This is a genomic window from Janthinobacterium saanense (assembly GCF_014200675.1).
Taxonomy (GTDB): Bacteria; Pseudomonadota; Gammaproteobacteria; order Burkholderiales; family Burkholderiaceae_D; genus Janthinobacterium.
Window position 1 is genome coordinate 100325 of the sequence record NZ_JACHCI010000017.1, and the last position, 15869, is coordinate 116193.

17 protein-coding genes are annotated in these 15869 nt (G+C 61.0%); 5 read left to right on the forward strand and 12 right to left on the reverse strand.

Annotated features, from left to right (window positions below):
- Positions 1-118 precede the first annotated feature (118 nt).
- Both HDE72_RS20760 and HDE72_RS20765 read left to right on the forward strand, forming a co-directional pair.
- Positions 119-1450: a carbohydrate porin gene (locus tag HDE72_RS20760; protein ID WP_183744935.1), complete on the forward strand. Its 1332-nt coding sequence runs from the start codon at positions 119-121 to the stop codon at positions 1448-1450.
- 8 nt (positions 1451-1458) lie between these two features.
- On the forward strand, positions 1459-3120 hold the full coding sequence (locus HDE72_RS20765; RefSeq protein WP_183744938.1) for an NRAMP family divalent metal transporter: 1662 nt from the start codon (positions 1459-1461) through the stop codon (positions 3118-3120).
- Between the two features lie 111 nt (positions 3121-3231).
- On the opposite strand, the gene HDE72_RS20770 is transcribed toward HDE72_RS20765, so the two are convergent.
- From HDE72_RS20770 to HDE72_RS20785, 4 genes are all read right to left on the reverse strand, one after another.
- Positions 3232-5427 carry a TonB-dependent receptor gene (locus tag HDE72_RS20770; RefSeq protein ID WP_183744942.1) on the reverse strand — a complete coding sequence of 732 codons (2196 nt, stop codon included), beginning with the start codon at positions 5425-5427 and terminating at the stop codon, positions 3232-3234.
- Between the two features lie 97 nt (positions 5428-5524).
- The gene (locus tag HDE72_RS20775) at positions 5525-5869 is read right to left on the reverse strand and encodes a hypothetical protein (RefSeq protein ID WP_183744945.1); all 345 of its coding nucleotides are present in this window, start codon (positions 5867-5869) and stop codon (positions 5525-5527) included.
- Between the two features lie 56 nt (positions 5870-5925).
- Positions 5926-6759 carry a helix-turn-helix transcriptional regulator gene (locus HDE72_RS20780; protein WP_221291341.1) on the reverse strand — a complete coding sequence of 278 codons (834 nt, stop codon included), beginning with the start codon at positions 6757-6759 and terminating at the stop codon, positions 5926-5928.
- Positions 6749-7297: a YbhB/YbcL family Raf kinase inhibitor-like protein gene (locus HDE72_RS20785; protein WP_183744949.1), complete on the reverse strand. Its 549-nt coding sequence runs from the start codon at positions 7295-7297 to the stop codon at positions 6749-6751. The genes HDE72_RS20780 and HDE72_RS20785 overlap by 11 nt, the downstream gene beginning before the upstream one ends.
- Before the next feature lie 244 nt (positions 7298-7541).
- Here HDE72_RS20785 and HDE72_RS20790 point away from each other — a divergent pair, with 244 nt between their 5' ends.
- Both HDE72_RS20790 and HDE72_RS20795 read left to right on the forward strand, forming a co-directional pair.
- Positions 7542-8699, forward strand: a complete 1158-nt coding sequence (locus HDE72_RS20790; RefSeq protein WP_183744952.1) for a PepSY-associated TM helix domain-containing protein — start codon at positions 7542-7544, stop codon at positions 8697-8699.
- Between the two features lie 99 nt (positions 8700-8798).
- Positions 8799-9221: a PaaI family thioesterase gene (locus tag HDE72_RS20795; protein ID WP_183682349.1), complete on the forward strand. Its 423-nt coding sequence runs from the start codon at positions 8799-8801 to the stop codon at positions 9219-9221.
- Between the two features lie 2 nt (positions 9222-9223).
- Here HDE72_RS20795 and HDE72_RS20800 read toward each other — a convergent pair whose 3' ends face one another.
- From HDE72_RS20800 to HDE72_RS20830, 7 genes are all read right to left on the reverse strand, one after another.
- A complete protein-coding gene (locus tag HDE72_RS20800) occupies positions 9224-9919 on the reverse strand; it encodes an anti-sigma factor (protein WP_183744955.1) in 696 nt (231 codons plus the stop codon).
- Positions 9916-10506 (reverse strand): sigma-70 family RNA polymerase sigma factor, encoded by a 591-nt coding sequence (locus HDE72_RS20805; RefSeq protein ID WP_183744958.1) that lies wholly within the window; start codon positions 10504-10506, stop codon positions 9916-9918. Before HDE72_RS20805 ends, HDE72_RS20800 begins: the two co-directional genes overlap by 4 nt.
- Positions 10507-10604: 98 nt before the next feature.
- The gene (locus tag HDE72_RS20810) at positions 10605-11126 is read right to left on the reverse strand and encodes a peroxiredoxin family protein (RefSeq protein WP_183744961.1); all 522 of its coding nucleotides are present in this window, start codon (positions 11124-11126) and stop codon (positions 10605-10607) included.
- Positions 11127-11184: 58 nt separating this feature from the next.
- Complete coding sequence (locus tag HDE72_RS20815; RefSeq protein ID WP_183744964.1) at positions 11185-11862, reverse strand: BON domain-containing protein; 678 nt, start codon at positions 11860-11862, stop codon at positions 11185-11187.
- The gene (locus HDE72_RS20820; RefSeq protein ID WP_183744967.1) at positions 11855-12451 is read right to left on the reverse strand and encodes a phosphoheptose isomerase; all 597 of its coding nucleotides are present in this window, start codon (positions 12449-12451) and stop codon (positions 11855-11857) included. The genes HDE72_RS20815 and HDE72_RS20820 overlap by 8 nt, the downstream gene beginning before the upstream one ends.
- Positions 12452-12508: 57 nt before the next feature.
- Positions 12509-12859, reverse strand: a complete 351-nt coding sequence (locus tag HDE72_RS20825) for a YraN family protein (RefSeq protein WP_183744970.1) — start codon at positions 12857-12859, stop codon at positions 12509-12511.
- Between the two features lie 10 nt (positions 12860-12869).
- Positions 12870-14174 (reverse strand): penicillin-binding protein activator, encoded by a 1305-nt coding sequence (locus tag HDE72_RS20830; protein ID WP_183744975.1) that lies wholly within the window; start codon positions 14172-14174, stop codon positions 12870-12872.
- 60 nt (positions 14175-14234) lie between these two features.
- Here HDE72_RS20830 and rsmI point away from each other — a divergent pair, with 60 nt between their 5' ends.
- The gene (rsmI, locus tag HDE72_RS20835; RefSeq protein WP_183744978.1) at positions 14235-15143 is read left to right on the forward strand and encodes a 16S rRNA (cytidine(1402)-2'-O)-methyltransferase; all 909 of its coding nucleotides are present in this window, start codon (positions 14235-14237) and stop codon (positions 15141-15143) included.
- Between the two features lie 61 nt (positions 15144-15204).
- Here rsmI and HDE72_RS20840 read toward each other — a convergent pair whose 3' ends face one another.
- The gene (locus tag HDE72_RS20840; RefSeq protein WP_183744982.1) at positions 15205-15849 is read right to left on the reverse strand and encodes a hypothetical protein; all 645 of its coding nucleotides are present in this window, start codon (positions 15847-15849) and stop codon (positions 15205-15207) included.
- Positions 15850-15869: the final 20 nt, after the last annotated feature.

Consider the following 15869-nt stretch of genomic DNA (forward strand, 5'->3'; position numbering starts at 1 on the left):
CGCCCGGCTTTCCCGGCTGAGCGGCTGTGATGCGGCGCGCGCCGCAGGCACGCTGTCGGGCTGCGCGAACGGTGGTCCGATGCCTGGCTTTCCATGTTTATACACAGAGGAGTTAGCCATGTTTCAAAACAAAAAGAAGGTCGCCATCGTTTTCCTGCTGGGGCGTCTGCTGTATCTGCCACTGTCGCTGCATGCGCAGGAAACCATGCCCGATGAAAACTGGAACGCAAATTTCCAGACCACTTATCTGTGGCAGCACAAAGATGCGTTTTCTGCGCCGTACTCGGGCGACAACAGCCTGATGCCGGGGCGTGAAAAATCGTACTCGCTGACCGCCACCGCCTATTTCGGCTACCGGCCGTGGCATGGCACGGAGCTGTATTTCAATCCGGAAATGATCCAGGCTGTGCCGTTTTCCGATCTGCATGGCCTGGGTGGCTTGACCAATAGCGAGCAGCAAAAGACCAGCGGCCCCAGCCCGACATTTTATCGGGCGCGCTTGTACCTCAAGCAAACCTTTGGTTTTGGCGGCGGCCAGGATGCGGTCGCATCGGGACCCAACCAGCTCGCCGGCATGGTCGACCGGCGCCGCCTGGTGATTACTGTGGGCAATATGAGCATCATCGATATCTTCGATAACAATAGCTATGCCCATGACGCGCGCACGCAATTTACGAACTGGGCCTTACTGACCCACGGCGCCTTCGATTATGCGGCCGATGCGCGCGGCTACACCTGGGGCGCCGCCGCCGAGTATTACGACGGCGACTGGGTTTTCCGTGCCGGCCGCTACCTGGTGCCGGTGATTGCCAACGGCCAGCCGCTCGATACCCGCTACGGCAGGCTGCATGGCGACCAAGTCGAAATCGAGCGTGACTATGCCTGGGGCAGCCAATCGGGCAAGCTGAGGCTGATGGCTTTCCGCAACCATGAAATCATGGGTAGTTTCAACGATGCCATCGCCGCAGCCAGGCTGACCGGCGGCATTCCTTCCGTGATGGATGTGCGCAAGGAGCAAAACAAGGTCGGTTATGGCCTCAGCCTGGAACATGCGCTGCGTCCCGATGTCGGCCTGTTCGCCCGCGCCAGCTGGAACGATGGACAGACCGAAACCTATTCCTTCACCGAGATCGAGCGTTCGCTCAGCGGCGGTGTGTCGCTCAATGGCAGCAGTTGGCATCGGCCCAAGGACAGCTTTGCCGTGGCGTATGCACAAAATGGGCTGAGCCAGGCGCACCGCGACTATCTGGCCCTGGGCGGGCTGGGTGGTTTCATCGGTGATGGCCGGCTCAATTACAAGCCGGAACAGATCATGGAGGTCTATTACAACTTGAATCTGAAGGGCGCCACCTCGCTGATGCTGGGCTTTCAGCATATCAACAATCCTGGCTACAACACCGACCGCGGTCCGGTGAATGTCGACACTGTCCGGCTGCATGCCGAATTCTGAGGTGCATCATGTCCAACACTTTACTCAAGCAAGTTGCCCCTGCGCCTGTTCACGCCGGCGCTGTCCTGGATGAGGCCCATGTCGGCGATATCCATGGCGCCTTCGGTTCGATCAGCGCCCATGACCATGCGCCGCGTCGTACCTGGTGGGCCAAATTCAAGACCCTGCTGGCGATTATCGGCCCCGGCCTGATCGTGATGGTGGGCGACAATGACGCCGGCGCTTTTGGCACTTATACCCAGGCTGGCCAAAACTATGGCACCACTTTGCTGTGGACCTTGCTGATGCTCATTCCGGTGCTCTACATCAACCAGGAAATGGTGCTGCGCCTGGGCGCGGTCACTGGCGTCGGCCATGCGCGTCTGATCTTTGAACGCTTCGGCAAGTTCTGGGGTTCGTTCAGCGTGATCGACTTGTTCGTGCTCAATGCCTTGACCATCGTCACGGAATTCATCGGCATCAGTCTCGGCCTCGATTACCTGGGCGTGTCGAAACTGTGGGGCCTGGTGGCGGCCGCCATCATCATCATGGGCGTGGCGACCACCGGTAATTTCAGACGCTTCGAGCGTTTCGCGATGCTGCTGGTGTTCGGCAGCCTGCTGCTGGTGCCGGTGGTGCTGATGATCCATCCGCCGGTCGGGCAGATGGCGCATGACTTGCTGATACCGGGCTTGCCGCCGGGCAGCAAATTAAGCGAAGTGATGTTACTGATTATCGCGATTGTCGGTACCACTGTGGCGCCCTGGCAACTGTTCTTCCAGCAAAGCTATGTCATCGACAAGCGCATCACGCCGCGCTTCATCAAGTATGAACGCATCGACTTGTGGCTGGGCATCGTGATCGTCATCGTCGGCGCGGCCGCGATGATGGCGTTTTGCGCGCAGACCTTCGGCGGGCGTCCCGAGTTTGGCAACTTTGTCGATGCCGGCGCGGTGGCCCACGGCATCGAGAAATATTATGGCCGTTTGCCCGGCATCCTGTTCGCGCTGGCCTTGATCGACGCCAGCATCATCGGCGCTTCGGCGGTATCGCTGTCGAGCGCCTATGCCCTGGGTGATATCTTGTCGTTGAAACATTCGCTGCACCGCAAGGCGGGCGACGCCAAGGGCTTTTATGCCGTGTACTGCGGTTTGATCGCGATCGCGGCGGCGCTGGTACTGACGCCGGGCGTGTCCTTGGGCCTGCTGACGAATATGGTGCAAACCCTGGCCGGCGTCCTGTTGCCGGGCGCTACAGTATTCCTGTTACTGCTCTGCAATGACAAGCAAGTCCTCGGCCCATGGGTCAACTCGCGGCTGATCAATTACGGCGCCGGCGCCATCGTCGCGGCACTGGTGATGATGTCGATCATCCTGACCGCATCGGTCTTGTTCCCGGCCATCTCCGGTACCCAGATCGTCTGGATACTGGCTTCAGGCAGCTTGCTCACGGTGGCTTCGGCGATTGGCGTGAAATGGTATGAAAAGCTGCGTGGTGTTGCCAATGTGCAGCATATTGCCATCGACAAGAGCTTGCGTGACAGCTGGCGCATGCCGCCGATCGAGCAATTGGAACCGGCTCAGATCAGCTTGCTGAACCGCTTGTGGATGGCGGCCTTGCGCGGCTATCTGATCATTGCGGCCTTGATGCTGATGTTCAAGATGTTCCAGCTGGTGTTTGGCGCCGAGTAAGGCGGCTGGACGGGAATAAAAGAGGGACGCCAGATGGCGTCCCTTTTCATCACGGCAATCACAGTTACCAGGCGAGAGCTCTGTAGCCCCGCCTGGCGTCGCTGTTCAGGATCAGAAGCTGGTCGACAAGCCGGCGTACAGGCTGCGGCGTGCGCCGTATTGCGGCGCCCCCACGCCTACGCCGGAACCGTCGCGCAGCAGATAGGATTTATCAAACAAGTTGATCAGGGCCAAGCGGCCTTCGACCTTGCCCACTGGGGTGTTTTTCCAGGTGTGGGTCAGTGCCGTGTTGACCGTGAAGTAATGCGGCAAGTGGCCGGAGTTCGGCGCTGCGCCATCCGGTGTATCGCGCAAGCCGCTGCCGTACAGGAAGTCAGTGCTGACTTGCGAATCGCCAAAGTGGTAATGCGCGCCGCCCGACATGGTGTAGGTCTGGTCGTGGTCGAGGTAGATGTAGTTCTTGCTGATGTAAGCCAGTTCATCTGCACCGAACAGCGATTGGCCCGAGATGATGTTGCGGCCTTGCGCTTTTTGCGTGCTGGCGTTCAGGAAGGCGCCCCAGTTTTTCTCGCTGTAGATCGCCGACAATTCCAGGCCCTTGGCATAACCTTCGGCATAGTTGAATGGCGACAAGATCAGCGCCTGGCCAAACTGGCCTTCGTCCAGCAGGTTGGTGATTTTCTTGTAGTACACGTCTGCCGTCACCGTCAGCTTGGACGTGACTTGATGGGTGAGGCCGACATCATAGTAATGCGTGCGTTCGGCCTTGACGTTGTCCGAGGTTGGTACGGCTGGCGCATTGGTGGTGTTTGCATACAGGTCGATACTGCTTTGCGCTGCCAGTTCTTGCGGTGGCGGCGTGAAGTAGCGCGAGTAGCCGGCATGCAGGGCCGTGCCAGGCGCCACCTGGTAAGCCAGGTTGACGCGTGGGCTCCATTGCTGTTCGCTGGTGAAGGCCGACACTTTATCGAAGCGGGCGCCATAGTTCAGGGTCAGCGGCTTGCTGATATGCCATTCATCTTGCAGGTAGAAACTGGCCAGTGTGCCCGTCCTGCCGCTGTTGTCGACGATGGTGGTCGGCGTGGTCGAGTTTTGCGAGCCGTCGTCGCCGGTGGTGAATACGCCCACCGTGTTGTTGCTGATGGTTTTTTGGCGCGTGTAAGCCAGGCCGGTGCGCAGCGTATGGGTAGGATTGAGTTTGTAGCTGAGGTCAAACTGGGCGCCCGAAGCGCTGTTCGAGCGCAGCGTGTCGGACGCCACGCCGTTATAAATCAGGTCGCCGATCGAGTCTGGCGTGAAATGCAATTCCGAATACTGGTGGAAAGCCGACACCTGGTAGTTCAGGTCGCCCAGGCTCTTTTGCAGCGACAGCACCAGGAAGCGGTTCACTTCGCTCTGGTTTTCATTGAGCTGCGACGATGGCAGGGTGGATGTGCCGGCAGCGGCATCGCTTTGGCCAGCCAGCGAGAAACCTGGCGCCTGGTCCGGATTGTTTGGAATCTGGAAGCGGCCGTTGTAGGTGCCGAACATGGCGCCCAGGCGGGTATTGTCATCGAGGAAATACGACAGGCTGCCGAACGATTTGTTCTGGCGCGTCTTGTCATGCAAGGGGCTGCGCGTCGGTTGCGGGTTTTCCACGCCGATCGAGTTGCCCAGGTAGCTGCCGGACAGGTAATAGTTGAACTTGCCTACGCTGCCAAAGAATTCAGCACTCGGCTCGACATAGTTGTTGCTGCCGACCAGGACGCCAACGCGGCCGCCTGGCGTCACGCCACCTTCCTTGGTTTCAATGTCGACGATACCGGCGGTGCGCAGGCCGAATTGGGCAGGCAGGGCGCCCGTGACGAAATCCGTGTTGGCGACCAGACGCGTATCGATCGACTGACCGAAACCGGAGATGCTTTCTGGCAACTGTACGCCATTGATGCGGTATTGCACGTTTGCATGGTCATCGCGCACATGCAGCGCACCGGAACCCTTGGAGTCTTGCGAGACGCCTGGCAGGCGCAGCAGTACTTCATTGAATGGCGTGTTGTCGCCCTGGCCCAGCATATTCACCATGTGGCTATCGATGCTGTAGACAGTGGTGCCGATCTTCGGCGATAACTCGATGCGGGCGCTCTTCAAATGGGCTGAAGTGACCTCGACCGTTTGCATATCCTGTGCTGCTGCAGCATCGGCGCTGGCATCGGCAGACGAACTCAGGTCGGCGGCAGGCGCTGGCGCAACATCGGCGGCATAGGCGGAAACGGAAAACAGGCTGGCAAGGGCGAGCGACAGCGCGCTCAGACGTGGAGTGTGTTGCATGGAAAACCTCAAAAATAGTCAACGCCAGACGATGCCTGCGGCGCGCGTAGACGCGGCCTGGCGTTGCCTGAAAAAAAAAGAAAAAACAGCGTGGGAACTACAAGGAGATCGACGGCGGGCCGCGCACGGGCGGCAGCAACAGGGGAATGGCGGGTGTCAGCGTGACTGGCACGACGGCCAGCAAGCGGTAGGGCAATAATTGGGCGACCGGTTCAAGGATGACCGGTGGCAGGGTCAGGTCGGCGACCTTGTCGATGACGGCGGCGCACAGCGTGCAATCCTCCGCCGCCAGTGCGCTCTTGTGCAGATGCGTGACAGCGGTCGACAGCAGGAACACCAGCGCCAGTGCACTGAACATGGCCAGGCACACGCGCCATGGCGCAATCGCGAAGCGGGACTTCGCGTGGCTGGCTGGTTTGCGGTGTGGCTGGCGGATAGACATGAACGAATAGTAGCAAGAAAACCGCTATTCTGTCATCTTGTTGCAATCAACTTGCTTTAGACTGTGGCCCGCAGCTCGCGGGGCGACAGGCCATACCGCAGGCGGAAGCGGGCCGCGAAGCGCGAGGCCGAGGCGTAACCGCAGGCGGCGGCGATGTCGCCTATCGGAGAGATACCAGCTTGCAACTCTTGCAGCGCCATCCCCAGACGCACATCGTCGAGGATATCGCGGAAATGGCGGTTCTCAAGGGCAAGCTGGCGCCGCAGGGTCGACGCGCCCAGCTTTAACTGGGCCGCCACCCGTGGCACACTCCAGTCCGCAGCAGGATCGAGCAGCAGCACTTGCTGCACCCGTGCCGCCAGCGGGTCGCGGCGGTCCATCAGCAGCGGACCGCAATGGCCTTTCAACGCCAGCACCAGCAACAAACCTTCCGCCTGATGCGCTTGCAGGGCGGGCGGCGCGCCATTGGCCAGGCTGGCCATCAGTTGATCCCAGGCCAGCGCCGCATGGCTATCGAGCGGCACGCACAGGCTGGCCGTGGCCGCCTGGCGCAGCTGGCCATCGATCAAGCCGCCATGGCGCGAGCGGAAACGGGCGATCAGCGCTGGCGAAAAACTCACCATTTCCGCCAGATATCCTTGGCTGCCTGGCAAGTTGGCCACGCCCAGTTCTTGCCCGGCAGGCATCAATACCAACTCGCTGCTACCGGCGCGCATGTGGCGCTCCCCCCATTCCAGCAACTTTTCGCCCTGCCGTATGCGGCATAAGCTGGTCTGGAATACGGGCACCCGGCGCAAATTTTGCGCGCGGCGCGCCTCGATGGTGCCGCGCGCGATGCGCAGCTCGCTCGAACCGACTTCCTGCATGTCGGTGACGGACTTATCGGCCATACACTGGTGTGATGCGGGCCTTGCCCAGCGCGTTGGCGTTCAGCATATAGCCGAGCATGGCGGCGCTGGATTGCTGGTCCAGCGGCAACTTGTCCACTTTCAAGGCCCACACCGTGACCTGGTAGCGGTGCGGCTTGTCGCCGGCCGGTGGGCAGGCGCCGCCAAAGGCATTGTTGCCATAATCGTTGCGGCCTTGCACTGCGCCAGCAGGCAAGGTAGCGGCCGTCGCGCCATGCGGCAGCGACGAGGTGCTCGCTGGCAAGTTGAACACGCTCCAGTGCCACCAGCCGCTGCCGGTCGGTGCATCGGGGTCGTACACGGTGACGGCGAAACTCCTGGTGCCGGCTGGCGCATGCTGCCACGCCAGTTGCGGCGCCAGGTTGCCGCCTGAGCAGCCAAAACCTTCGTAGACTTGCGCGCTGCCCATCATCTTGCCATCGGCCACATCGTCACTGCTGACAGTGAAGGCGGGCGCGGCGTGCACGCCAGCGTGCAGGATGAGGCCAGCGATGGCGGCGAGGAGTGTGGTGTTTTTCATGGTGTTCCCTTTCGATAAAGTATAAGAGAAAGTGTATGCCGCGCCAGCGTTCGCCATGATGCCGATCCGCTCGGCGATAGTGCAGAAACGCTCAAAAACCCGTATTTTTAGTTTATTCCAGGGCGCTTGTGCACGATTCACGTGGGGCAGGCTGTCGTTGATTGATAACGATACGCATTCGCGCGCTTTCATGCTATGGTTCTGCAGCCAAAAATTTCCTTTCTACCTGTCAAGAAATCGCGCCATGTCCAAACGCCTGAGCAAGCTGTTGATCGGCAAGCTGCACCTGTATGCCGGTCTGTGGTTCGGCGCCCTGTTCGTTTTGCTGGGATTGACCGGCTCGGCGATTGCCTGGATGCCGGAACTCGATACCTGGCTCAATCCCACCTTGCTGCAGGCCAGCAAACCGGCCCAGGGCCAGGTATTCCAGGTGACGCCCGCGACGGTGCAAAGCGTGGTCGACCTGCTCACGGCTGACCCGGCCTACGGCAAACCCAGCCAGATCAATCCACCGTCAGACGAGCACGACGTCTACCTGGCCAGCTATCGCCAGAAGGGCAAGCCCGACGCCTTCCAGGTCGCCATCGTGCGCCAGGTGATGGTCGACCCCTACACCTTGCAAGTGAAGGGCGAGCGCGAATGGGGGCGTTTCGGCCTGACGCGTCCGCTCTTGATGTCCGGCATGTTCCATTTGCACCGCTATCTGTTGACGGGCGACGTGGGCAAGACCATCACCGGTATTTCCGGCGTGGCCTTGCTGTTGATGGCCTTGAGCGGCCTCTGGCTGTGGTGGCCGCGCTTGCAGTGGAAAGCCATCCGGCGCGCCTTGACGGTGTCGCACGGCGGTTCCTGGCCCCGCTTCAATTACACCTTCCACAAGGCGGCCGGCTTTATTGCCGCACCGGTGCTGGCGCTGCTGGCCTTTTCCGGCATTTATTTCAACTTGCCGCAATTGGTCGTGCCCGTGGTCGGCATGGTGTCTGGCGTGATAGACAAGGATAAGCTCAGCAATGTCAGCCAGCATGGCCCCGTGATCAGCGTGGCCGCTGCGATGGCGGCGGCGCAGCAGCTGTATCCGCACGGGCAAGTGTCGCGCATCGCCTTGCCGGCCAAGCCGAACGTGCCCTACGACATACGCATGCGCCAGCCCGATGAAATCGCCCAGGGCGACGGCGCCACGCGCATTACGCTCGACTCCCGCAGCGCACAGTCCTTGCGCGTGTATGACCCCTTGACGGCGTCGGCTGGCCAGCGTTTCCTGGGCTGGCAATTTCCCTTGCACTCGGGCCAGGCTTTTGGTGTGGTGGGACGCAGCATCATCATGCTGTTCGGCCTGATGCCGCTGGCATTCTTGCTGACGGGCAGCATGATCTGGTGGAAGCGGCGGCGCAGCAGGAAATAAGCGCCCTTCTGAGCCTTGCGGGAAAAATTGCTATCATCGTAGTGTTCTCGGACAGCCTGGCTGTCCGCATACCACTGACGATAACAAGGATAAGAGACCATGAGCAATCCCGACATCACCCTGGAAGTACTCAATGAACGCGGCATCGGCCGCCTGCCCGGCCACTTGGGCATTGTCATCACCTCGGTGGGCGATGGCCAGCTGACGGCGGAATTACCCGTCTTGCCACATTTGCTGGCGCCCAATGGCTATCTGCACGCCGGCAGCGTGGTAACCCTGGCCGACACGGCGTCCGGTTATGGCTGCATCGCCAACCTGCCCGAAGGCGCCAGCAACTTCACCACCATCGAGTTGAAATCGAACCACCTGGGCACCGCCCGCGATGGCACCATCATCTGCACCGCCAAGGTCGAGCACAAAGGCCGCAACACCCAGGTGTGGGACGCCGTGGTGAAAAGCAAGGAAACGGGCAAGACGATTGCCCTGTTCCGCTGCACGCAGATGATTCTGTATCCGAAGTAAGCTTAGATTTTTACCCAGTTACCCTTGTAAAGAATCGGCCCCGTCGGTCCATCCGGATTCGGCGAGCCGCCTTTTGGTTCCAGGGTAACCGCCAGCAGGGCGACGTCGTTGCCGATGGCGCGCTGGTTCAGGGCCAGCTTCACGCTGCCCTTGTCGGCCAGCAAGCCCAAGGAGCGCGGATTGCCGCTCTTCGGCACGGCCCACAGTTCCAGGTCCTTGTCGCTAGGCACGGGCGCGTTGCCCACCATGCGCACTTCCAGCGCACCGTGGCGGCTGTCGGCCGTCAATAACAGGGCGGTTTGCGCTTTTTCATCGGTCAGGCTGGCCACATAGTTGATTTGCGGCGCCTCCAGCACGCGGGTGGCCACCACGATCACCAGCAGGGCCGCGATGGCGCTGGACGCCATGCCGAGCGAGCGCCAGAACGACAGCGAATCGCGCCACAGTGCCCAAGCGCCTTGCGGCGCCAGGTGCAAGCGTTGTTCGATCTGTTTCCAGACCCGTTTTGGCGGCGCCACCGGCGTGGCGAATTCCGCCATCGGCTCCAGGCGCTGGCGCCATTCGGCCGTGATATTGCGCAAGTCGGCGTCATTGTGCAGCCAGCCTTCGAAACGGCGCCGCGCGCCGCCCTTCAGGGTGCCCAGCACGTATTCGGAAGCCAGTTTCTGGCGCAGCGTATCGTTGCCGCGGATATTCATGAGGCCTCCCGTTTCGCCAGGCACGTGCGCAGCCGCTCAAGGCTGCGCCGTATCCACGTCTTCACGGTGCCGATCGGCAGCGACATCTGCTGCGCCACTTCGCTATGCGACAGGTCATGGTAATACGCCAGCGCGACCACCTGCCGGTGCAGCCCTTCCAGGGCCGACATGCAAAACGCCAGCGCCTTGGCATCGCCGCTCATTTGCAGCGACTCTATCGGCGTGGCCTGGGGATCTCGTAGTGCATTCATGACTTCGCTATCAAACTGTTCGGCATCGATTTCCACTGTGTCGTCGCTGCGCCGCAACACATCGAACGCCTTGTTGCGCACGATGGTGGCCATCCAGGTCATCGGCGCCGCCAGATGGCTCTGGTAGGAGGCGGCGTTGTTCCAGATGGCGACGAAACCCTCTTGCAAGGCTTCTTCAGCAAGCTCTTGCTTATGTAATATACGCAGCGCGAAGCCAAACAGTTTCGATGATGTGGATTGATATAGCAGACGGAACGCGGAAGCGTCCTTGTTGCCGGCGGCGAGTAGCCAGGTTTTGAGTTGTTGCGGGTCTAACGTTTGGGCGTCGGAGGACACGGCTGGCCTTCACAAGATGAGCGGAAATCACGCAGAGGCAGGTTATAACAATTTTGCAATGCTTAGCAACAAAGTTTTCTGCAGTGTTTTACTGTGCTTCAGCCTGCCAGCGCCGTTTCCAGCAATTTGTGCAGTTCGGCAAATTCCGGCTTGCCCACGTAGCGCTTGAGGATCTTGCCCTGCTTGTCGAGCACGAAAGTGGTCGGCGTGAGGGCCACGTCGCCATACGCCTTGGCCGCGTCGCCCGAGGCGTCCAGCGCCACCTTGAAGGGCAGCTGGCGCGTTTCGGCGAAATTGAGGACATAGTTGGCGGGGTCGTACTGCATGGCCACGGCCACGAATTCCAGGCCCTGTCCCTTGTACTTATTGTAGGTGTCGACCATTTCGGGCATTTCTGCCACGCAAGTGGTACACGAGGTGGCCCAGAAATTGACCATCACCACCTTGCCGCGCAGGCTGTTTGATGTAATCGTTTCGCCGCTGATGGTGTGGAAGCTCACATCCGGTGCGCTTTGTTTTTTGCTGACCGACGCATACGCTGCGGCCGCCACGCCAGCCACGAGCACGGCGATGAGGGCTGGCTTGAGCCAGGACTTGGCAGCAGGAGTCGATGTTGGCATGATTTTTACACAAAATGCGGGACGATGCGGCCATTATAGCCGTATCGCCGCGATTCAGTTATTGGCTGGCTGTATTGCTGCTCGTGCTTTTTTGCGGCGGATCTGGCTGCAATTGTTTCAGCTCGGCTTCCGTGATGTAGTCGAAAATCTTGACCACTTTTTGCACGCCGCCCACGCCGCGCGCCACGTCGGAAGCGACGGTGCCTTCGCGCTGGGTCACGCGGCCCATCAGGAAGACGGTGGCGTTTTCGGTCACGACCTTGAACGAGGCGGCAGAAATGGTTTTCATGTCCACCAGGCTAGCCTTGACCTTGGTGGTGATCAGGGCATCGTTGGAGCGCGAGGTGTAGCTGGCGGGGCCGGCAATGATCAGTTCATTGTCCACCGATTGCACGCCTTCGATGCCGCGTACCTCGTTCTCGACGGCACGTTTCATCGCTTCATCGCGCACTTCGCCCGTCAGCAGGACGCGGCGGTTGAAGCTGGTGACGTTCACATGGCCGATATCGCCAACGATGGCCGGTATGCGCGATTCACCTTTCAATGCGATCGACTTGTCTTCGGTCTGGGCGCCCAGGGTGCGGCGGTCTGCCGCAGCGACTCCGCCCATCACTGCGCCGCCGACCATCAGTTCGATGCAGCCGGTGAGTGAGGTCATCATGACGCTGCACAACAAAGCGGTCGCCAGTGGGCGTTGTACGCGTTTCCAGCCTGGGCCAGTACCGAATTTAGTCATTCACATCTCCTCCGAATAAAGCAACGTCGATACCGTCGCAAATACAGTGTATGGTTGTCAAATGTACTTCCTGGATACGCGCCGTGCGCGAGGCAGGCACGCAGATATGCACGTCGGCGTCGGTCAGCATCTTGCCGATGGCGCCGCCGTCCTTGCCGGTCAGTGCCACCACGCGCATTTCGCGCTCTAGCGCTGCTTCTACCGCCGCCATCACATTGCCCGAATTGCCCGACGTCGAGATGGCCAGCAGGATATCGCCAGCCTGGCCGAATGCCTGCACCTGCTTGGAGAAAATCTCGCGGTAGCTGTAATCGTTGGCAACGGCCGTCATGATGGACGTGTCCGTGGTCAGCGCCAGCGCCGGCAGCGGAAAACGTTCGCGCTCGAAACGGCCTACCAGCTCAGCAGCAAAGTGCTGGCAGTCGGCCGCAGAACCACCATTGCCGCAGGCGAGAATCTTGTTGCCATTCGACAATGCGGAAAACATCAGCTCGATCGCTTCTGCAATCGGTTGTGCCAGTACCGTAGCGGCCTGGATCTTGAGTTCGGCACTTTCGTGGAAGTGCGAGAGGATGCGTTGATTATTCATAGTCTGCCGATTATAGTGCAGGCGCGCGGTATGGCGAACAAGCACTGTAAAAAATGCTTACATATCCAAAATGTTTTTCAGCCAGCTGATTTGAGCGCCATCGATGGTCACCGCGTCGAAGCGGCAGGGCGGCAAGCTTTTTTGCCCCAGCAGATAGGTCTGGGCCGCCCTCACCATGCGCCGCTGCTTGGCTTGCGTGATGCTGGCCAGGGCGCCACCGAAGGCCGTGCTGCTACGCCGGCGCACTTCGACAAAGACGATCACTTTGCCGTCGCGCATGATCAGATCGAGTTCGCCGCCCTTGCACAGAAAGTGGCGCTGCAGCAGCACCAGGCCCTGCAGCAGCAAATACGCCAGCGCATCGTCTTCCGCCTGCCGCCCCAGTATTTGCGTATTCTGGACAGGCATGGCGGCTGGCTTACTGTGCCGGTGGCGTGTTGGCTGGCGGCCACACGGCCACGGCGCCGTTCTGGTAGCTGGCCGCCTGTTCCGTGCGCTCAAAGCGCAGCTGGCCGGCGTCGGAGCGTACCGACAAGCGGCCCGTCACGCCATCGAGGGTGAAGGGTGCACCCGGCCGCAGCGCCACTTCACGCGCCACGCGGAAGGCGTCGATGCCCAGCGCATACAAGCGTTCCATGTCGGCCGTCAGGCGGCGGTCGCTTGGCTGTGGCGCTTGTGGATACACCATCACTTGCGGATGATCGCGCTGCACCTGCCATGGCAAGTCCAGCAGGCGCGCGCCGTCGAGCTCGGGGCCGCTGGCGCCGCGCCCGGTGCCGGGATTCATTGACGACGTACCATATAAAGGCAAGTCGCTGCCGATGGCCACGCGCAGCTGGCGCGCCTGGTCGGCGTCCAGCGCGGCAAACAGCAAGCCCGGTGGCGTGGCGGCCAGGCGCGCGCGCAGCTGCACCATCTCGGCGTCGCTCAGGTAGCCATTCACGGCCGATAGTTCGACCACGTCGACCTTGCCGCCCTGGCGCAGCCATTCCTGCTTGAAGGCAGTGCTGATGCGGCGTTGCGACGGCGCGCCGGCCGACAGGATCAGTGCGCTGGCGCCCGGCTGCTCGCTGGCCGCCCAGGCAGCCACCTGGCGTGCTTCCGCTTCTATCGACAGGCCGATGACCAGCAGTTTGGCGGGCAGGCGCGCTTCATCGCGGTTGTCCGGGTGATTCAGGGCGATCGTCGGTTTGGTGACCAGGTCGCTATTGACCACCGCTGTCACGGCCGAGCGCGACAGCGGACCGACCACAATATCCTGTTCCTGCTGTGCCTTGGCAAAGGTATTCAGCACGTCGCTGGTGGCGTCACCGGTATCGATCACGCTCACTTCAAAACCGCTGCGGTCGCGCTCATAGGCAGCCATGAAGCCGGCGCGCAGCAGTTCGGCGGCCGGGCCCAGGGTTTCAGAGCGTAGTGGCAGCAGCAGGCCGATGTGATGCAGCTGGCCATCGGACGGCGCTGGCGCCGTGGCGGCGGGCATGTCTGGCGGCGTGCCGGTGGCCGGTTTATTGCCGATAGGCGCCACATTGGGCGTGCCGCCTTCGTCATACGAGGTAATATTCGGCACCGCCACGGCAAACGTCACCGCTTCGGGTGCTGGCGGACGTGGTCGCGGTGGCGGCGGCACTGGCTTGGGCGGCGGCAGCGCACTTGTGTTTGATTCAATAGGCGCGCACAATTGCCCGGGCGCGTCGCAAGGCGTGCTGCAAGCGCTCAGCATGCCAGCCGCGGCACAAACAAGCAGTAACTTCACACTATTAGCAAGCATCTGACCCCCAAAATGACCGTACAAGAAAGTAGTTTAATCGCCAACCTTCCCATCATGACAGAGGCGGCGCACCAGGTCTATCCTATAGCAACATTGTATGTAGTGGCCACGCCGATCGGCAATGTGACCGATATCAGCCTGCGCGCCCTGCATCTGCTGAGCCTGGCTGACGCCGTCGCCTGTGAAGATACCCGCAATACGGCGCACCTGATGACGCGTTTCGGCTTGAACAAGCCTTTGATTGCTGCGCATCAACATAATGAGCGCGAAGTGGCGCAAACCCTGATCGCCCGCCTGCAGGCCGGCGAGCGCATCGCCCTGGTCTCGGACGCGGGCACGCCTGCCGTTTCCGACCCGGGCGCGCGCATCGTCGACGCCGTGCGTGCAGCCGGCTTGCGCGTGTTGCCCCTGCCCGGTCCATCGGCAGCGATCACCGCGATTTCCGCCAGCGGCTTGCTCAACGACCAGTTTTATTTTGTCGGCTTCCTGCCCGCCAAGGCCAGGCAGCGCGAAAACATCTTGCACAGCCTGCGCGGCGTGACCGCCACCATGGTGTTTTACGAAGCGCCACACCGCATCCTCGATTGCACCACTGCCCTGGTCGAAGCTTTCGAGCCGAACCGGCAAGTAGTGTTCGCGCGCGAACTGACGAAACTGTTCGAAGAAATCCACCGCTGCCCCCTGTCGGAAGCGGTCGCCTGGATACGCGCCGACGCGCACCGTGAAAAAGGCGAATTCGTCGTCTTGCTGGAAGGCGCGACCGAAGCGCAAGACGCAGAAGACGTGGAAGCCGAGCGCATCCTCAACATCCTGCTGGCCGAATGCAGCGTGAAACAGGCCGCCAACCTGACGGCGCAAATCACGGGCCGCAAGAAAAACGCTTTATATGAGCGGGCGCTGCAGCTGAAGGGACAGGAATAATCTAGACCATCCTACCTGGATTGGGGTGTATCGTACCCAATCTGGGTATCTTGTCAGTGTGCTACCACTTGCACCCGCTATCCTTTTTATCCAGCAGCATCAACACGGGCGCCAGGATGCCGGCGCCCGCATAAGCGGTGCGGCAATCGCCACGCTTGCCTTCGGCGATATCGCGCGCCAGCTGGGTTTCTGTCTGCAGCGGCTTGTCGGGGATTTGTCCCACCGCCGTGCCCACTTTGGAAGGGTCGCGTTCACCGGCAACCTTGCGCGCGGTTTTCAATGCGGCGTCCATGTCGAACTTCGGCGCTTCCTTGGCTAGCGCATCGGGCGTGGCTACCGGCGCTGGCGGCGCGGTGGGGGCGATGGTGATCATATTCTGGCTGGGCGGTTGCGCCGTGATGCGGGGCGCATCTTCCCTGCTGATGGTTTTCCTGGGCGCGCTGATGGGCTTGGGTTCGTGTTTCGGCTTGGCTTCGGCAATCGGCGGTGGGGGTAGCGGCTTGGCGGCCAGCGGGCGTATCCAGACGGCGACCGATTCCACGCGGGGGCCGGTATCGGGAATTGCCGGCGGTTTCACTGCACGCCAGACATAGATCAAGCCGGCGTGCAGCAGCAACGACACGGCGATGCCCAGTGCGATGCCGCGCCGGTTGCGCAAGAACGGAACAGCATCGCCTTGCGTGTGGATTTCTGTACTGAAATGCATTGCCGTCCTCACCTCATGGC